This window comes from Enterobacter quasihormaechei, from assembly GCF_004331385.1.
Taxonomy (GTDB): domain Bacteria; phylum Pseudomonadota; class Gammaproteobacteria; order Enterobacterales; family Enterobacteriaceae; genus Enterobacter; species Enterobacter quasihormaechei.
This window is the reverse complement of sequence record NZ_SJON01000025.1, coordinates 14,718-32,060: the sequence shown is the minus strand read 5'-3', so window position 1 is coordinate 32,060 and position 17,343 is coordinate 14,718. Positions and strand designations below refer to the sequence as shown.

The 17,343-nt window shown below is 54.3% G+C and carries 21 protein-coding genes; 7 read left to right on the top strand and 14 right to left on the bottom strand.

The window, feature by feature from the left end; genetic code table 11:
• Positions 1-77: 77 nt before the first annotated feature.
• The 3 genes from E0L16_RS20955 to phoP form a co-directional block, all read right to left on the bottom strand.
• Positions 78-1,199 carry a ribosomal protein uL16 3-hydroxylase gene (locus E0L16_RS20955; protein WP_107535140.1) on the bottom strand — a complete coding sequence of 374 codons (1,122 nt, stop codon included), beginning with the start codon at positions 1,197-1,199 and terminating at the stop codon, positions 78-80.
• Positions 1,200-1,290: 91 nt separating this feature from the next.
• A complete protein-coding gene (phoQ, locus tag E0L16_RS20950) occupies positions 1,291-2,754 on the bottom strand; it encodes a two-component system sensor histidine kinase PhoQ (RefSeq protein ID WP_063866389.1) in 1,464 nt (487 codons plus the stop codon).
• Entirely contained in the window at positions 2,755-3,426 is a 672-nt protein-coding gene (gene phoP, locus E0L16_RS20945) for a two-component system response regulator PhoP (RefSeq protein ID WP_026094318.1), read from the bottom strand.
• 350 nt (positions 3,427-3,776) lie between these two features.
• On the opposite strand from phoP, the gene E0L16_RS20940 reads away from it, so the two are divergent.
• A complete protein-coding gene (locus E0L16_RS20940) occupies positions 3,777-4,232 on the top strand; it encodes an anti-adapter protein IraM (protein ID WP_131638153.1) in 456 nt (151 codons plus the stop codon).
• An 85-nt stretch (positions 4,233-4,317) separates the two neighbouring features.
• On the opposite strand, the gene purB is transcribed toward E0L16_RS20940, so the two are convergent.
• The 5 genes from purB to rluE are packed head-to-tail and all read right to left on the bottom strand — an operon-like array spanning position 4,318 to position 8,653.
• Complete coding sequence (purB, locus tag E0L16_RS20935) at positions 4,318-5,688, bottom strand: adenylosuccinate lyase (protein ID WP_107535141.1); 1,371 nt, start codon at positions 5,686-5,688, stop codon at positions 4,318-4,320.
• A gap of 19 nt (positions 5,689-5,707) precedes the next feature.
• Positions 5,708-6,337 carry a high frequency lysogenization protein HflD gene (gene hflD / locus E0L16_RS20930; RefSeq protein ID WP_006809213.1) on the bottom strand — a complete coding sequence of 210 codons (630 nt, stop codon included), beginning with the start codon at positions 6,335-6,337 and terminating at the stop codon, positions 5,708-5,710.
• Positions 6,338-6,364: 27 nt separating this feature from the next.
• Positions 6,365-7,477, bottom strand: coding sequence for a tRNA 2-thiouridine(34) synthase MnmA (mnmA, locus tag E0L16_RS20925; protein ID WP_063449034.1), 1,113 nt, complete (start codon positions 7,475-7,477; stop codon positions 6,365-6,367).
• Positions 7,478-7,517: 40 nt separating this feature from the next.
• Complete coding sequence (locus tag E0L16_RS20920) at positions 7,518-7,991, bottom strand: NUDIX hydrolase (protein ID WP_131638151.1); 474 nt, start codon at positions 7,989-7,991, stop codon at positions 7,518-7,520.
• On the bottom strand, positions 7,991-8,653 hold the full coding sequence (rluE, locus tag E0L16_RS20915; RefSeq protein WP_063449032.1) for a 23S rRNA pseudouridine(2457) synthase RluE: 663 nt from the start codon (positions 8,651-8,653) through the stop codon (positions 7,991-7,993). Before rluE ends, E0L16_RS20920 begins: the two co-directional genes overlap by 1 nt.
• Before the next feature lie 117 nt (positions 8,654-8,770).
• Between rluE and icd the strand changes: the two genes are divergently transcribed.
• Both icd and E0L16_RS20905 read left to right on the top strand, forming a co-directional pair.
• The gene (gene icd / locus E0L16_RS20910; RefSeq protein ID WP_045327001.1) at positions 8,771-10,021 is read left to right on the top strand and encodes an NADP-dependent isocitrate dehydrogenase; all 1,251 of its coding nucleotides are present in this window, start codon (positions 8,771-8,773) and stop codon (positions 10,019-10,021) included.
• Between the two features lie 74 nt (positions 10,022-10,095).
• Positions 10,096-10,341 (top strand): YmjA family protein, encoded by a 246-nt coding sequence (locus E0L16_RS20905; protein WP_131638149.1) that lies wholly within the window; start codon positions 10,096-10,098, stop codon positions 10,339-10,341.
• A 4-nt stretch (positions 10,342-10,345) separates the two neighbouring features.
• On the opposite strand, the gene E0L16_RS20900 is transcribed toward E0L16_RS20905, so the two are convergent.
• Together E0L16_RS20900 and yncL are read right to left on the bottom strand one after the other, a co-directional pair.
• A complete protein-coding gene (locus tag E0L16_RS20900; RefSeq protein ID WP_131638147.1) occupies positions 10,346-11,845 on the bottom strand; it encodes an EAL domain-containing protein in 1,500 nt (499 codons plus the stop codon).
• A 111-nt stretch (positions 11,846-11,956) separates the two neighbouring features.
• Entirely contained in the window at positions 11,957-12,049 is a 93-nt protein-coding gene (gene yncL / locus E0L16_RS20895; RefSeq protein WP_071524166.1) for a stress response membrane protein YncL, read from the bottom strand.
• A gap of 368 nt (positions 12,050-12,417) precedes the next feature.
• Here yncL and E0L16_RS20890 point away from each other — a divergent pair, with 368 nt between their 5' ends.
• Positions 12,418-12,666 (top strand): GlsB/YeaQ/YmgE family stress response membrane protein, encoded by a 249-nt coding sequence (locus E0L16_RS20890; protein WP_003857896.1) that lies wholly within the window; start codon positions 12,418-12,420, stop codon positions 12,664-12,666.
• Between the two features lie 126 nt (positions 12,667-12,792).
• Here E0L16_RS20890 and E0L16_RS20880 read toward each other — a convergent pair whose 3' ends face one another.
• Positions 12,793-12,891, bottom strand: coding sequence for a YoaK family small membrane protein (locus E0L16_RS20880; protein ID WP_015570793.1), 99 nt, complete (start codon positions 12,889-12,891; stop codon positions 12,793-12,795).
• 45 nt (positions 12,892-12,936) lie between these two features.
• A complete protein-coding gene (locus E0L16_RS20875) occupies positions 12,937-13,965 on the bottom strand; it encodes a sensor domain-containing diguanylate cyclase (protein ID WP_131638145.1) in 1,029 nt (342 codons plus the stop codon).
• Between the two features lie 311 nt (positions 13,966-14,276).
• On the opposite strand from E0L16_RS20875, the gene E0L16_RS20870 reads away from it, so the two are divergent.
• Both E0L16_RS20870 and E0L16_RS20865 read left to right on the top strand, forming a co-directional pair.
• Positions 14,277-14,531, top strand: coding sequence for a putative hemolysin (locus E0L16_RS20870; RefSeq protein ID WP_077221079.1), 255 nt, complete (start codon positions 14,277-14,279; stop codon positions 14,529-14,531).
• Between the two features lie 80 nt (positions 14,532-14,611).
• Positions 14,612-14,917 (top strand): hypothetical protein, encoded by a 306-nt coding sequence (locus E0L16_RS20865; RefSeq protein WP_131638143.1) that lies wholly within the window; start codon positions 14,612-14,614, stop codon positions 14,915-14,917.
• Here the strand turns inward: E0L16_RS20865 and E0L16_RS20860 are convergent, their stop codons facing one another.
• Positions 14,918-15,262: a DUF488 domain-containing protein gene (locus tag E0L16_RS20860; RefSeq protein WP_131638141.1), complete on the bottom strand. Its 345-nt coding sequence runs from the start codon at positions 15,260-15,262 to the stop codon at positions 14,918-14,920.
• A 151-nt stretch (positions 15,263-15,413) separates the two neighbouring features.
• Between E0L16_RS20860 and E0L16_RS20855 the strand changes: the two genes are divergently transcribed.
• Positions 15,414-16,121 carry a CTP synthase C-terminal region-related (seleno)protein gene (locus E0L16_RS20855; RefSeq protein WP_063449026.1) on the top strand — a complete coding sequence of 236 codons (708 nt, stop codon included), beginning with the start codon at positions 15,414-15,416 and terminating at the stop codon, positions 16,119-16,121.
• Between the two features lie 31 nt (positions 16,122-16,152).
• On the opposite strand, the gene E0L16_RS20850 is transcribed toward E0L16_RS20855, so the two are convergent.
• On the bottom strand, positions 16,153-17,340 hold the full coding sequence (locus tag E0L16_RS20850; RefSeq protein WP_131638139.1) for a CynX/NimT family MFS transporter: 1,188 nt from the start codon (positions 17,338-17,340) through the stop codon (positions 16,153-16,155).
• Positions 17,341-17,343 lie beyond the last annotated feature (3 nt).

Here is a 17,343-nt window from a genome sequence, read left to right as displayed (position 1 = left end):
CTTCGCTTACCGGGCCTACGGGATCGTGGTGTTGTAGGCCGGGTAAGGCGTAGCCGCCACCCGGCAAACATCACACATCAGTCCTCAAAGAACCAGTACCCGCTGTTCACCAGCGCGGCCAGCATGGCGAGGAACGACGGATCGTCCAGCGCGTCGCCAAAGGTATCCGCAGACAGCACCATATGGCTGGCAATCGCTTCCAGCGCCGGACGGTGCGGGGAGTCCAGACGCTCGCCGTTGACGAATACCTCTTCGCCAATGCGCAGCACGCGTAATCCGCCCAGACGAACCAGCTTATCGCCCTGCTGGAGCGCATCATAAATTTCATCCGCCTGATACGGTGGCTCTGGCGGTGCGACGTCCAGTTCATGACGCGACTGGCTGATAAACTCGCCAAACCACTGTCTGAAGTGCTCCGGTTCGCCGATCAGATCCAGCATCATACCGCGCAGCTTATCCAGCTCCTCTGGCAGAATATCTGCCGGATGCTCACGCGCCGGAACGTCCGGATCGCTGTAACGGTAGCTGCCCAGCTCGCGCTGTAAAACATAATCAGCAAACCCGCTGATCATCTCGCGGCCGCTTGGCGCGCGGAAACCGACCGAATAGTTCAGCGAGTTTTCCAGCGAATAGCCTTCATGCGGGAAGCCTGGCGGGATGTACAAAATGTCGCCCGGCTCCAGCTCTTCATCAATGATCCCTTCAAACGGATCGACCTGAAGCAGGTCCGGGTGCGGGCAGTGCTGCTTCATTGGCACCTTTTCGCCCACGCGCCAGCGACGGCGACCGGTACCCTGAATGATAAACACGTCGTACTGATCCAGATGCGGACCGACGCCGCCACCGGGAACGGAGAAGGAGATCATCAGATCGTCCATTCGCCAGTCCGGCAGGGCGCGGAAGGGGCGCATTAAGGCTGCGGTGGGTTCGTGCCAGTTGTTGACCGCCTGCACCAGTAAAGACCAGTTGCTTTCGCCCAGGTGATCGTAGCTTTCAAATGGACCGTGGCTGACCTGCCATTTTCCGTCCTGATGGCTCACCAGACGGCTGTCCACCTCGTTTTCCATCGCCAGACCCGCGAGTTCGTCAGGGGAAATAGGGTCGATAAAATTGCTGAACCCGCGTTTCAGAACGACCGGGCGTTTTTGCCAGTAACGTTCGATGAAATCGGGCCAGTTAAGCGTTAATTGATAATCCATATTTTTGTTTTCCGCAGGCTCTTACTGAGACGGATTATAACGGAAGCAAAGAACCCTGGGGGCGAGATCCGCGTATTTTTCACATTCCGGGTTAACTATCGTTCGATACGGGCTGTTGACGGCCAAAAATGACCTCCATATGGGCGCCGCCCAGCAAACTTTCACCGGTTTCGATCTTGCCGTCGTACTGATCGACGATTTCCCGGGCGACGGCCAGCCCCACGCCCTGGCCCGGACGCAGCGTATCGGCGCGCTGACCGCGGTCAAATACCACTTCGCGTTTATTACGGGGAATGCCGGGACCATCGTCCTCAACGATAATATGCAGTTCGTTATCCGTTACCCGCGCGGACACCTCGACAAACTCCAGACAATACTTACAGGCGTTATCGAGCAGGTTCCCCATCACTTCCATGAAGTCATTCTTCTCGCCGACAAAGCTAATTTCCGGTGAGATATCCAGGCTGATATTGACTCCTTTACGCTGGTATACCTTGTTCAGCGCAGAAGTGAGGTTATCCAGCAGCGGGGCTACCGGGTGCAGCTCGCGGCTCAACAGGGCGCTTCCGGAACGCATGCTGGCGCGGTGCAGGTAATAACCAATCTGCTGTGAAATTCGGCTGATTTGCTCCAGCATCACAGGCTCGGCGTCATCCACGCTCATTTTCGAACTGCGCATGGAACGTAGGGTACTTTGCATCACCGCCAGCGGGGTTTTCAGGCTGTGCGTAAGATCGGTGAGCGTCGTGCGATACTTGTCGTAACGTTCACGTTCGCTTTTCAGCAGGCGGTTGAGGTTGCGCACCAGGCTGGTCAGCTCGCGCGTGGTCTCCGGGTTCAGCTTCTCGCGGTGATGCTCCTCCAGCTCGCGCACCTCTTTGGCGAGGGACTCAATCGGACGAAGGCTCCACCACGCAGCGACCCACAGGAGAGGGATTACCAGCAGCAGGTTGGCAGCCAGAACGTACACGAACCAGTTCCAGACCATATACGAGCGTTTTAGCTCAACCGGTATGGTATCGATCACCACAATGGTCAGCTGCGGCATGTTCAGGGTAGCGGGATACAGGTTGATGGCCACCGAGTGGGTCATCTCCGTGTCGTCATCTTCGGCGCGGATCTCATTGAGCTTGTTCTGTAACGCCCGATCGTCACGCAGCAGGATGCTGGTCGAGTTGAGGTCGGCTTCTATTTCGTGAAATCCGTTGGTTTTCAGCCATTCCGGACGGATGCGTTTTTTCAGCCAGGGAACATCACGCTGCGCCCACAGCAATTTGCCTTTTTCATCGTAAATCAGCGCCAGCGTCGGGCTCTGCTGGTTCAGGTTTTCCGGCATCTCGACGGTGATTTGGTTGTTCTCCCATTTCGCCAGGGTATAAAACAGGTTACTTTCGCCGCGAAGCAGGCGGAAGGTGGTTTTATCGAAGCTTACGCTGTACCCGACCAACGCCACCATTCCGTAGGAGAGCGACAGCACCAGCACGACGGCGGCGGTTGCCAGCAGAAAGCGAACCCGCAGCGAAAGGGGTAATATGTGGCGCAAAATCCCTTTCATTTAGCGTAATTCGAACAGGTAGCCCTGACCGCGCACGGTGGTGATCACGTCGTGCGGGTACTGTGCCTGAATTTTTTTGCGCAGGCGGCCCATCAGCACGTCAATGGTATGGCTTTCGCGCAGCTCGGCATCCGGATAAAGCTGTAGCATCAGGGAGTCCTTGCTCACCACTTTACCGTTATTACGGATCAGCGTTTCCATAATGGTGTATTCGAATGCGGTCAGCTTGATCACTTCATCGTTAATGGAAAATTCGCGGCGGGAGAGATCCACCTGGAACGGCGGCAGAGAGATCACCTGCGACGCCAGCCCGCTGTTACGGCGCAGCAGCGCCTGCATGCGCGCGGCAACTTCTTCAATATGGAAGGGTTTGGTAACGTAGTCGTCCGCGCCTGCGCTCAATACTTCAACCTTGTCCTGCCAGCCTTCGCGAGCGGTCAGCACCAGCACCGGCAGCGAAACGTCATGGCTACGCCAGCGGCGGATAAGGGACAATCCATCTTCATCCGGCAGCCCTAAATCGACGATGGCGATGTCCGGCAGGTGTTCATTGAGATAATAATCGGCCTCTTTTGCGTCTTCGGCATCGTCCACCTGATGGCCCATCTCCTGAAGCTGAACTTTCAGGTGATGACGTAGCAATGCGTTATCCTCAACAACCAGTACGCGCATCATCACTTCTCCCTTTAAAAATGGTATGAATAGTTTAACGCTGATTATCCAGGTTGACACCAGCGTGATGAAATTAAATGGTTTTTTCATGCCCTAAAAAAGCGCGAGTAATATAAACCGACTTGTTTTCGCAAGCTTCCGCATTCCGGATAAAACAACCATCTGTTTATTAACTGTTGAGGGCGCGCGGCATTTTTGCCAGAACGGGCATTGAGGGGGGGACAAATCCCGCGAGGTACTTAAGCTGCGGGCAAGTTTTGTAAATATTGCCCTTTTTTTTGTAAGAATGTTTTCGATCTTTCCATCTTTGTCTACGCTTATTTTATGGTGCGAAATTAGATCCGCATAATATGTACCAGCAAATCAGCATTTTTACACAACTAAACAGCAATTTATCGAGTAAAGAGGCATTTATGGACTGGAAGGTTGTTGAGACTATTGCGAGCCCCGAAAGCGGCACCCTCTTTTGCAAGGTTGAAACACATTATGGCCTGAATTACATCCTGTGGCTTAAAGGGGATTATTACGTTCGTGCAGGTGAAATCATCACCACCTCAAGCCAGGGGATCCTGATTAATGACCGACGCCGAAGAGTATGGATAGCGCAGGCAATGCCATTTACATCAATAGGTTGGATGGGTTTCAAAAAGAAAAACGCGTGTCCAGGGAACCGGCAGGAGATGGATCGCCCGTGCACCGTTGAGACGCCGTGCCAGTTCAGGCTGTGCCCGTTTGGCCTGAAACGCTATATTCCGGAAAGTTATTCCACGGCGAAAAATAACAATCAATTTGACAGCAGGCTTTAATCCGGCGAAGCCTGTAACGGGGTATGAAAACGTCGGCACGATGTTGAAAAGCAGCCCCCTTTCCGGGTGGAAAGGGGGTGGGCGATTACTTCAGCTCGTCAACCATGGTAATGGCACGGCCAATGTAGTTAGCCGGGGTCATCTCTTTCAGGCGCGCTTTTTCTTCTTCTGGCAGCGCCAGACCGTCGATAAACTGCTTCATACCTTCAGCATCAACGCGTTTACCGCGGGTCAGCTCCTTGAGTTTCTCATACGGTTTTTCAATGCCGTAACGACGCATCACGGTCTGAATCGGCTCCGCCAGCACTTCCCAGTTGTGATCCAGTTCGTCCAGCAGTCGGTCGCGGTTCACTTCCAGTTTGCTCACGCCTTTCAGGGTAGACTGATACGCGATCAGCGCATAGCCAATGCCCACGCCCAGGTTACGCAGCACCGTGGAGTCGGTCAGGTCGCGCTGCCAGCGGGATACCGGCAGCTTGCTCGCCATATGCTGCAACACGGCATTCGCCAGACCCAGGTTACCTTCGGAGTTTTCAAAGTCGATTGGGTTCACCTTGTGCGGCATGGTGGACGAACCGATTTCCCCGGCGATGGTCTTCTGCTTAAAGTGATTCAGGGCGATATAACCCCAGACGTCGCGATCGAAGTCGATCAGGATGGTGTTAAAGCGCGCGATGCAGTCAAACAGCTCGGCGATGTAGTCATGCGGCTCAATCTGGGTGGTGTACGGGTTCCACTGAATGCCCAGAGAGGTCACGAACGCTTCGCTGAACTGGTGCCAGTCCACTTCCGGGTACGCGGCGATGTGGGCGTTGTAGTTACCCACCGCGCCGTTGATTTTGCCGAGGATCTCAACCTGCTCCAGCTGACGATACTGGCGTTCCATGCGGTACGCCACGTTCGCCATCTCTTTACCCATGGTGGACGGGGTTGCCGGCTGGCCGTGCGTACGGGACAGCAGCGGAATGTCGCGGTACTCCACGGACAGGGCTTTCACCGCATCAATGATTTTACGCCAGTAAGGCAGAACCACCTCTTTGCGCGCGGTGGAGAGCATCAGCGCATGAGACAGGTTATTGATATCTTCAGACGTGCAGGCGAAGTGAATAAATTCAGATACCGCGTGCAGGGCAGGGACGCTTTCCACTTTCTCTTTCAGGAAGTACTCAACCGCTTTCACATCGTGGTTGGTGGTGCGTTCAATGGTTTTAATGCGCGCGGCATCTTCTTCGCTGAACTCAGCAACGATTTTATCAAGGTAATCGTTTGCCTTTGCGTCAAAAGCAGGAACTTCCTTGATTGCTGTCTGGGCGGCCAGCTTTTGCAGCCAGCGTACTTCAACCTGAACACGGAACTTCAGCAGGCCATATTCGCTGAAGATCCCGCGCAGCGCGCTGACTTTATCGCCGTAGCGTCCATCGACAGGGGATACGGCGGTCAGTGAGGATAATTCCATAATTCGCAACTCCGGGAGGTTAACAATGAGCAAGAATTTGTTTTGCCTGAGTCGTCAGGCGATGACGAGAAAACATTAACTGTAGGCGGCCACCGCCGACCTGTTGCCACAGCACCGCGGCACGAATGCCTGCCAGCAGCGAGGCGCGAACCTTCGCCTGTACCTGTGGGCTTTGCAATACGGCAGGAGAACCCGTGACCTGAATACGCGGGCCGAGCGGGCTAATCACGTCGACGTAGATACCCGCCATCGCGCTCAGCAGGGTCTCAGACTGGAGGTCAAAATGGTCGAGCTGGCGCTGTAGCCCGGCGATGCGGTCGCCCAGGGTATTCATTGCCCCTTTTGCCGCGTTCAGCTTACGTTCCAGTACCATCAGGCTTAAGGTATAGCGGGTCAGTTCCGCGTTCAATCCCTGACGGTTGCTGGCGTTGAGCACGCCGAGCAGGGTTTCAAGACCGAGACGAAGGTTAGTTTCACTGCCGCCAAAGACGCCCAGCGTGGAGCCCGGGTTGAGATCGATAACGCTGTTAAGTGAAACGTGCAGGGCATCGGCGTCGCAATGACCCTGATGCGCCAGCTGTTGCACCAGACGGGCTGACTGGCAAATTCCCGCCAGCGCCAGGGTGATGTCGTAGTAGTTCTTCGCCACACGGTCTCCTTTATGTGTGCAAACGGTTTAAACAGCAGGCAGCGGCAGGCGCTGTTCAATGATCCCACCGCCGAGGCAAATGTCGCCGCTGTAGAAAACAGCTGACTGGCCAGGGGTAACGGCGGAAACCGGCTCGTCGAAACGCACGTCAATGCGGTCGTCATCCAGTGCGGTCACGGTGCAAGGGATGTCCGTCTGGCGGTAGCGCGTTTTCACGGTGCAGCGCAGCGTGCCTTTCAGCGGCTCGCGATCGACCCAGTGCAGCTGCTGCGCGATAAGTCCAACGGACATCAGGCGCGGGTGGTCGTGACCCTGAGCCACCACCAGAATATTGTTCTCGACGTCTTTGTCGACCACGTACCACGGATCTTCGCTGCCGTCTTTGGTGCCGCCAATACCCAGACCTTTGCGCTGGCCGAGGGTGTGGTACATCAGTCCCTGATGCTGGCCGATTTCGTCGCCATCAACGGTGACAATTTTGCCCGGTTGTGCAGGCAGATAGCGGCCCAGGAATTCGCGGAATTTACGCTCGCCGATAAAGCAGATACCGGTGGAGTCTTTTTTCTTCGCGGTGATCAGATCCAGCTCTTCAGCAATTTTACGCACTTCCGGCTTTTCCAGTTCGCCGACCGGGAACAGGCTCTGGGCAATCTGTTCATGGCTCAGCGTATAAAGGAAGTAGCTCTGATCTTTGTTGCCGTCCAGTCCGCGCAGCAGCTGGCTTTTGCCATTCACGTCCGCGCGACGCACGTAGTGGCCGGTCGCGATGTAATCCGCGCCCAGGTCTTCAGCGGCGAATTCCAGGAAGGCTTTGAATTTGATCTCTTTGTTGCACAGGATATCCGGGTTCGGCGTGCGGCCCGCTTTGTACTCTTCAAGGAAAAGCTCAAAGACGTTGTCCCAGTATTCTGCGGCAAAGTTAACGGTGTGCAGTTCGATGCCGAGCTTATCGCACACGGCCTGCGCATCGGCGAGATCCGCAGCGGCAGTGCAGTATTCCTCGCCATCGTCTTCCTCCCAGTTCTTCATGAACAGGCCCTCCACCTTATAGCCCTGTTGCTGCAACAGGTAGGCGGAAACGGAGGAATCGACACCGCCGGACATGCCGACGATCACTTTTTTCTGGCTGTTATCTGACATGGAATACTCACGACATTGAACTTCAAGGCGGCGTATTCTATCACGCCCCCCCACCATTGACACCCTCTGTAAACGGCCAGTTAAACTCTCCGATGACATCCAGCGGCAGACGGCCCGCAGACTGCCAGCAGCGGATGCTTTCGGCAACCAGCGGCGAGCGCAGGTTTGGCGCGGTCAGGATCTCCTCGGCAGTCACCCACAGACAGCGATCGATATCGTCGTCGTGCGGTTCAGTGGCGCACGTTTCGTTAAGCTCAACGGCGAATAAAAAGCGCAGGAAAGGCGTGTGGTCTGGCGCTATCCACTGATGCATGCGGATAAAGTGCTGCGGTTCGGCACGTATACCCGTCTCCTCCCACAGCTCGCGCTTTGCCGCCTGGAGCAAGGTTTCATTGGCTTCAAGGTGCCCGGCTGGCTGATTCCACAGCGCTTTGCCGTTGATGGTCTCTTCCACCACCAGGAATTTGCCCTGCGCGTGGACCACGCAGGCGACCGTAACATGAGGTTTAAACATCAGTTCTCCTTGGGGGTAACGTCACGCCATTCCCCGTTTGCCAGTGCGTCCAGCGTGTAGCTCCCCATCGCGTAGCGAATGAGTCGCAGGGTAGGGAAGCCCACGTGCGCAGTCATGCGCCTGACCTGTCGGTTGCGGCCTTCATAAAGGGTAATTTTAAGCCAGCTGGTGGGAATGGATTTGCGCTCACGAATCGGCGGATTGCGCGGCCACAGCCACTCGGGCTCATTCACGCGCTCAATACCCGCAGGCAGGGTGGGACCGTCGTTTAACGTCACGCCGTTGCGCAGCTTTGCCAGCGAGGCGTCGTCCGGCTCGCCTTCAACCTGCACGTAGTAAATTTTTCCGGTACGTTTTCCCGGCTGAGTGAGCCTGGCCTGTAGTACGCCGTCGTTGGTGAGCACCAGCAGCCCTTCGCTGTCGCGATCCAGTCGCCCGGCCGCGTAGACACCCTGTACGGGTATAAAATCCTTCAGCGTGCTGCGCCCGGCTTCATCGGTAAACTGCGGCAAAACATCGTAGGGTTTATTGAACAGTATGACCCGCGTCGGCTGGGTTTCTGGCGTTCTTCTGGTCGCTTGTTGTGAGCTGAATCGCTCAACCCGGTGTTTTCTAAAAGAAGTTTTCTTCATGGTATTTTCAGGCTTTATCAATTGCCGCATTATAGCCTAATAACGAAGACCTTTCATGGCGTCGGACAATCAGGTACTATCGGAAGGCTCATTACAATTTATTAACATAAGATCAGTAACAACCAGAAGCGCTCGAAGGAGAGGTTAATGGAAAGCAAAGTAGTTGTTCCGGCGGAAGGTAAAAAGATCACCCTGCAAAACGGCAAGATTAACGTTCCTCACAACCCGATTATCCCGTTCATCGAAGGTGATGGTATCGGCGTAGACGTTACCCCGGCAATGCTGAAAGTGGTTGATGCCGCTGTTGAGAAAGCCTACAAAGGCGAGCGTAAAATTTCCTGGATGGAAATTTACACCGGTGAAAAATCCACTCAAGTTTATGGCCAGGACGTCTGGCTGCCAGCCGAAACGCTGGACCTGATCCGCGACTATCGCGTTGCTATCAAAGGCCCTCTGACCACGCCAGTTGGCGGCGGCATTCGCTCCCTGAACGTGGCGCTGCGTCAGGAACTGGATCTGTATGTGTGTCTGCGTCCGGTACGTTACTACCAGGGCACCCCAAGCCCGGTTAAGCACCCGGAACTGACCGACATGGTTATCTTCCGTGAAAACTCAGAAGACATTTACGCCGGTATCGAATGGAAAGCGGATTCTGCTGATGCAGAAAAAGTGATCAAATTCCTGCGCGAAGAGATGGGTGTGAAGAAAATTCGCTTCCCAGAGCATTGCGGTATCGGCATTAAGCCGTGCTCCGAAGAAGGGACCAAGCGTCTGGTGCGTGCAGCTATCGAATACGCTATCACCAACGACCGTGACTCTGTGACCCTGGTGCACAAAGGCAACATCATGAAGTTCACCGAAGGCGCGTTCAAAGACTGGGGCTACCAGCTGGCGACCGAAGAGTTCGGCGGTGAGCTGATCGACGGCGGCCCATGGCAGAAGATTAAGAACCCGAACACCGGTAAAGAGATCGTCATTAAAGATGTGATCGCCGATGCGTTCCTGCAACAGATCCTGCTGCGTCCTGCTGAGTATGATGTGATCGCCTGTATGAACCTGAACGGTGACTACATCTCTGATGCGCTGGCAGCTCAGGTTGGCGGTATCGGTATCGCGCCGGGCGCGAACATCGGTGACGAGTGCGCTCTGTTCGAAGCCACTCACGGTACTGCACCGAAATACGCGGGCCAGGACAAAGTCAACCCAGGCTCTATCATTCTGTCCGCAGAGATGATGCTGCGTCATATGGAATGGTTCGAAGCCGCAGACCTGATTGTTAAGGGTATGGAAGGCGCGATTAACGCGAAAACCGTCACCTATGACTTTGAACGTCTGATGGAAGGCGCTAAACTTCTGAAATGCTCAGAGTTTGGCGACGCGATTATCGCGAACATGTAATCCACTCGCTGGGTTAAATGACAACGGGAGCCTGAGGGTTCCCGTTTTTTATGCACAAAAGACGGAAAAACGCTATGAACCATGATATCCCGCTCAAGTATTATGACATCGTCGATGAGTATGCGACTGAAACGGCGAAACCGGTCGAAGAGGCAGAGCGTACGCCGCTGGCACGCTATTTCCAGCTGCTGCTCACTCGCTTATACCACAATGAGGAAATCAGTGAAGAAGCGCAGCGGGAGATGGCTGTCGAGGCGGATATTGATGAAGCGCGCATTGACGATATCGCAAACTTTCTGAATCAATGGGGCAATGAATAACGCTTCATCGCGTTGAGTCTGCCAGCAGGCTGGCCAGGTCGCGCCGGGTTAACGATTTTGAAAAGTACCAGCCTTGCACGAGGGCATCAGGATATCTCTGGGCGATGAACTGATATTGCGTTTCGCTTTCGACGCCCTCAAACACGAGGGTTTTGTGCAGCTTAGCGAGCGCGTCGCAAAAGATCGCCAGAATATCCTGTTTATAATGCTCGTTAATGCCATCCACTAACGACTTATCCACTTTGATTTCGTCATACTTGAGGTTTGACAGCCTGGCCAGATTAGAATTTTGCACGCCAAAATCGTCTATGGAAATTTTGACGCCTGCCGATTTAAGCTCCTCACAAAACTCTTCAAGGATGGCCGAGGTGGATACGCCATTCTCGGATAATTCGACCTTTATTAACGATAAGGGAAGCGCGTGCTGTAGGCATTCATGGCGTAATACCGCCAGGAATTTGCCGTCTTCAATTTCCGTTCGCCCAACGTTCAGTGAAATCATGAGCTGATGTTCAGTGGCCAGCGCGGCAATTTCCGACAGGGATTTTTTAATCATGTTCCGGTAATAAACGTTATACAGCCCAATTTTTTTAATCAACGGGATAAACAGCTCGGGAGAAACCTCTTTGTGATTGTTATCCTGCCATCTCGATAACACTTCAACCCCAACGATTTTTTTATCAGCTACCCGAATAATGGGCTGAAAGTGTACGCTGATGGTATTCGCTTTCACCGCTTTGACCAGCGTACGCTCCAGAGAAAGCCGGTCTTCATAAAGTCGCAGAGAAAACAGCGTCAGCGATACCCAGATAAAGTATAAAAACAGGCACAGGAGCACCATCACTATGCGGGACAGCGATGCCAGTCCGGCATTGTGATGGGTAACGGTAACGCACAAATCCCAGCGGGTGCTGCACTGCGTCACGGTCTGCGTGAATAGCAGAGACGATAAGCGGCTAAGGTTATCTGTAGGAGACGTAACGGTGAAAAAGGTCCGGTCGAAATCTTTCGTGGAAGAACGAAGTGAATAGTTGGCGGTAACGGGAGAAAATTTATCGTAGGCTGAACGTGACGTGAAGATAATAAGATGGTTATAAATTGTCGCATTGCCCACAAAGAAATTTTTCTGTGAAAATTGCGCCAGGCTGAATCCGTTCAGAGTGTCATGAAGCTCAGAGGGAAGGGCGATGGGATTTGCCAGCTTGCCCCAAAATGCGGTGCAGGTGATTTTCTCATTTTCAATAAACCCCACATCGGCGAAATAGAGACTCTGCATCTTTAATTTACGATAGTCGTTCAGACTCGCGCTATCGCATCCCTTCGCGGAAGTCGTTTTAAGCGTGCTGGCGATAATTTGCGTCAAGTCTTCGGAATAGCGTAACAGCGTGTGGGAGATCTCCCTCTGCCGGTCCTTTTGCTGTTCAACGATGATGGCGTTAACAGCATACAGCGACAGGACGACCAGAAAGGTTGAGATGATAGCAACGCTAATGGCCTTCTTCATATTCCTGCTGTCCCGCCACGTCCTGAGGTGCAGGGATCTTAACACAGGTCATAAAAGCTACAAGTATGAGAGAAGAGCCAGCACGGTATCGCCGTACAGGCTACATTCCATTCAGAACCACTCAAACCGTGTGGAGAGCAGTAACAGTAGCGTACTGGCAGAGACAAGATTCAGGCAGATGACAAATTTGCTCGATACGTTCATGTTATCAATTCATTGCTGTTCAGTAGCCACAGAGAATAGCGTTTCGCCACCTGCGATAAAACGCCAGATTTTGGTGGGTTTAGGCAAAAAAAAGCCCACTAAAAAGTGGGCAAGAAATACTGGAAGCAATGTGAGCAATGTCGTACTGAATACCTGAGTGATTTGCTCAACTATTCAGTATTGAGAAAGATAATCTTTCTCAACAAAAGATGCAACCCCACGATTCATGTGGAACGGCAAATTTTTACTGTTCAGATTTTACTCAAACGAACCGTGTGATTCTTATCACAAATTTCCTTTCTCAAATCCTGTGCTATCCTTTTCTGTGTCGTTGATTTAATGACAAAAACCATACGGAGAGGAAAGCTATGGGAATTTTATCCTGGATTATCTTTGGGCTGATTGCGGGTATCCTGGCGAAGTGGATTATGCCGGGCAAAGATGGCGGCGGTTTCATCGTCACGATCATTCTGGGGATTGTGGGTGCAGTCGTTGGTGGCTGGATCAGTACCCTGTTCGGCTTTGGCAGAGTTGATGGCTTCAACTTCGGCAGCTTTGTCGTCGCGGTGATTGGCGCGCTGGTTGTTCTGTTTATCTACAGAAAAATCAAAAGCTAAATCTGAACTGTGTTAAAAAAGGCTGCCTGATGGCGGCCTTTTTACTTTGGGTTACCACCAGCCCAGCTGGGTACCGGCTACGGCTACGATGGCCACAATCAGCATGATGAGGGTCGTTTTTCTCACTTATGCCCCCGGCGCGGCGTATCCGCCAAGGAAAAACCAGCCTAAAAACACCACCGCCGTGATAAAAATTACAACCGGAAAGAGGATCCCTATTCTCATGCCAACACCTGTTTGAGTTTGTATAAGGCCGTAGAGTGTACGGTTTTAATCTAAAGCGACAAAGCCTGTTTTGCTTTTTCCCTTTTTATCCTGATACATCGCGAGGTCTGCGGTGCGCAGGGCGCTATCTTCATCCGTGCTGTGAGGATCCACAATAACGACGCCATAGCTTGCACCGGGATAGAGGATAGTGACATTTCCTAACCCGTATTCGCCCGCGATACGACCGTTGAGGCGGGTTTTGAGTGCGTTGACCTCTGAGCTGGTGTCGCCATCATTGCTGTTACTCAGGCTGGCAACCAGAAATTCATCGCCGCCGAGCCGGCCGATAATTTCGTCCTGCGTTTGCTCGTGCGTCAGCCGATTGCCGACCTGAACGAGGAACCGATCGCCCGCTTCATGACCGTACTGGTCATTGATTCGCTTGAAGTCATCGAGGTCAATAAAGGCAATCATGACGTTGCGGTTAAGATGGCGCGCCAGTGAGAACAGGGTGGTGAGATTTTCAAAAATGGCGCGGCGGTTTGGCAGGCCGGTAAGGGCGTCGGTGTATGAGTAGGCAATGAGCGCGGCGTTGGCTTCGCGAAGCTGAAGCACCAGCGACTCTTTCTGAATGTACTGACCAATTAGCCCGGCAAAGAGTCTGATTACCTGCTCGCCACGCTCGCTGAACTGTTTCTGTGCGGTGCTTGCCGCGCATAGCGTGCCGTACAAGGTACCGTCAGCAAGGTGAACCGGCACGCTCATGTAGGTCGTAATCCCCAGCGCTTTTGCAGCCTCACATTCTGGCCAGCGTTCAGGCACCTCGTTACTGAACAACGTGTCGCTATCCATGGCGCGCTTACACAGCGTTTCGTCCCAGGGCACGCTGAACCCTTCCGGGATCTGCATTTGCTTACTGTTACGGGCATATAAAATGTGCTGTAAACGCGCATTGATATCGATTTTGGTCAGGTAGGTTGATTCCATATCGGTCACAATTTCCAGCATTTCCAGTAGCTGACGCACCAGACTGTCGAGAGATTGCTCGGTGGCGAGGGTTTCTGAAACACGGGCAAGAATGATATCTGACATAAAGCAGGTTGACTCCCATGCAGAAGGCCTCTGTATCTGCATGTTATGCTGAAATTATAGACTCCGGTCATAGTTAAACATGAATAGGGGAAATTTTATATATTCTTCTGGAAACCAGGGCGGGCGCGCTAAAAAAAGCCCCGACGCGAAGGCCGGGGCAAAACATCTTGATTACGGAATGATGTTCTCTGGTCAGAGTGAGAACAGACCCCACTATAGGGACGAATCGTGCAGGTTTAATGGAGAAATCATGGAGAAAACGGCGATGACCCGTTACTCTGACGTTTTCAACACCCTGAAGGATCGTGAAAATGAAATATCTTTTCCTGGCGCTGGTACTACCGCTGGCCGCATGCTCAACAAAGACCCCCCCTCCCGATGCGCCTGAGCCGCCGCACGCTATTGGTATGGCAAACCCGGCGTCAGTGTACTGTCTGGAGAAAGGGGGAGAGCAAATCCCTGTTCAAAGCCCTCAGGGCGTACGTACCGAGTGCAAACTGCCAGGCGGAGAAACGATCGATGAATGGGATCTCTACCGCCGCGATCATCCGCAACCGACCAGATGACAACGGCAATAAAACTGCGATACACTTCTCTTTAGGATTATTCTTAGCCAGTTTCTGGCAGCACGTTTGCGAGAAGAAGTATGTTTCAGTTAAAACCGGGCAGCATGGCGATGATCGTGGGTGCGCGTACGACGGCAGGCCGTCGAAATATTGGTAAATCCGTTGAGCTGTTTGGCCTCTGTCAGCCCGGCCAGCGTTTTGTGAACCCGGTCAACGGCGTCATGACGCAGTTACCCGCCACGTCAGCGCGCCCGCTGTGGCTGGTCACCGGTGATGTCTACGCATTTGATAACCAGCACGGTTTTGCGTTTGTTCGCCCGGAACATCTGATCCCGCTGACGCCGGACGAGATGCCACGCATCGTTGATGAGCTGGCGATCGGCTAATCAAAATCTCCGTAGCCAGTCCGCCAGCACCTGCGCGTGATTCTGCTCCGTATTTTTCGCACCATAGAGTAGCGTCACGGTCTGCTGTCGGGCGAGGGCCGCAAGGCGTTTGCCTTCATCCTGATGCTGCGCCAGCTCTTTTCGATAGGCTTCACTGAACGCGGTGAAATCGATCGCTTCACCGTGGAAGGCTTTACGCAGTTCGCTCGACGGCGTTAGCGATTTGCACCACTCATCGTAGGCGAGATCGCTCTTTTTCATTCCTCGCGGCCAGAGTCTGTCTACCAGCACCCGGTAACCATCGTCTGACGTTGCCTCTTCATACACGCGTTTGCATTGAATCATCCGTTTTCCTCCCTACCGTGTGACGTTCAGCAAGAACACTATAGCACCAGGCTTTTATCCACCCAATTTAAGGTATTGTGATAATTGCAAAAGATCGGTAGTCTGAGGTTCCTTATGTTATCTGAAAATCCTCCGGCATAAGGAATCTCTCATGGAACTCTCCCCGGTTAAAACGACGCTGCGCATTGCGCTGGTTGGTGATTACAATCCCGATGTTATTGCGCACCAGGCTATTCCGCTGGCGATTGATGACGCCGCTGCGGTTCTGGATCTCACCGCGGATTATGACTGGCTCGCCACGCCTGAGCTCACCAGTCCCGAAGACCTGGTCGGTTACGATGCCATCTGGCTGGTTCCGGCAAGCCCGTATAAAAACACCGAGGCGGCGTTTATTGCGGCGCGTTACGCGCGCGAAAACAGCATCCCTTTTCTCGGCACCTGCGGCGGTTTCCAGCATGCGCTGATTGAATATGCGCGCAACGTGCTGGGCTGGCACGATGCAGGCCATGCCGAAACCGATACCGAAGGGAGGATGGTGATTGCGCCGCTGGCCTGCTCGCTGGTGGAACAAACCGACGCGATCGAACTGCGGAACAACACCCTGATTGCCAAAGCGTACGGAAAGCCGGAAATTCAGGAAGGGTATCACTGCAATTACGGCGTCTCGCCTGAGTTTGCCCGGCAGCTTGAGCGGGGCGACATGCGCGTGACGGGCTGGGACGAGCAGGGCGAGATCCGCGCGGCAGAGCTGGTGACACATCCCTTCTTTGTGATCACCCTGTTCCAGCACGAGCGAGCCGCGCTGCAAGGGCGCCCGGTAGTGCTGGCCCAGGCCATGTTGCGGGCGGCGCAGGGATAAAAAAAGCAGACCGAAAGGTCTGCCTTGTGTGTCAGCGGGGTGTGATTTCCCGATCGCGCCCGGCCAGCATGCCGCACAGGGCCATCACCACCGCAGCCAGCGCGCAGGCGAGCAGCGGAATGCGCCAGTCTCCGGCGGTATCGTGAATTTTCCCCATCAGCGGTGGCCCACAGGCCGCCAGAAGATAGCCAATGGACTGTGCCATGCCGGAGAGCGCGGCGGCCTGATGGGCCGAACTGGCGCGCAGCCCGATAAAGGTCAGGCCGAGGATCATGGTGGCGCCGGATCCGAAGCCAAACACCAGCGTCCAGACGACGGCCAGCTGCGGCGCAAACCAGAACCCGGCCGCGCTTACGGCGCACATCAGGGCGACAAGCCCGGCAATGCCACGCTGATCGCGAAGACGGTGCAGGATAAGCGGAATGGCGAGACCGGGAACAGCGGTGGCCAGCTGGAGAAGGCCGTGCATGGAGCCCGCCTGCGTTTCGCTGTAGCCGTGGCTGATCAGAATCGCGGGCAACCAGCCGATTATGACGTAGTAAATCAGTGAGTTGATGCCCAGAAAAAGCGTCACCTGCCAGGCAAGGGCGGAGCGCCAGATGGCCCGGTTGTGCAGCGCGCCCGCTCCCGTCAGGGTAGCGGCGGGCTTCTGGCGCCATTGCGGTAACCACAGCAGCAGCGCCACCAGCGGGAAGAACATCAGCATCAGCAGCGCCCCGTGCCAGCCGGCATTCCCCAGCGACAGCGGGACGATCAGCGCCGACCCTGCGGCAGCGGCGGCCCCCATCGTCAGCGAATACGCCCCCGTGAGTTTTGCGACCTGGCCCGGAAAATCGCGTTTGATTAATCCGGGTAACAGGACATTGCCCAGCGCAATCCCGCAGCCAACGACCGCCGTACCGATAAACAGCAGCGACGCCGACGGCAGCGAACGTATGCCAATCCCGATGCATATCAGCAGCAGCGCGATAAAAAGGCTGCGCTCCATGCCCAACCGCCGGGCGACGCCTGCGGCAAGGGGAGAGATTAAGGCGAAGGCCAGCAGCGGCAGCGTCGTGAGCAGACCGGTTTGTGCCGTGCTTAAGCCATAGTCCTGACGGATGGTGTCGAGCAGGGGGGCGACACCGGTAAACGTGACGCGCAGCGTCGTGGCAATCATCAGGATACCTGCAACCAGCAGCGCACCCTGTTTCCCGGAAGGTTGAATAGCAGTAGTCATTAT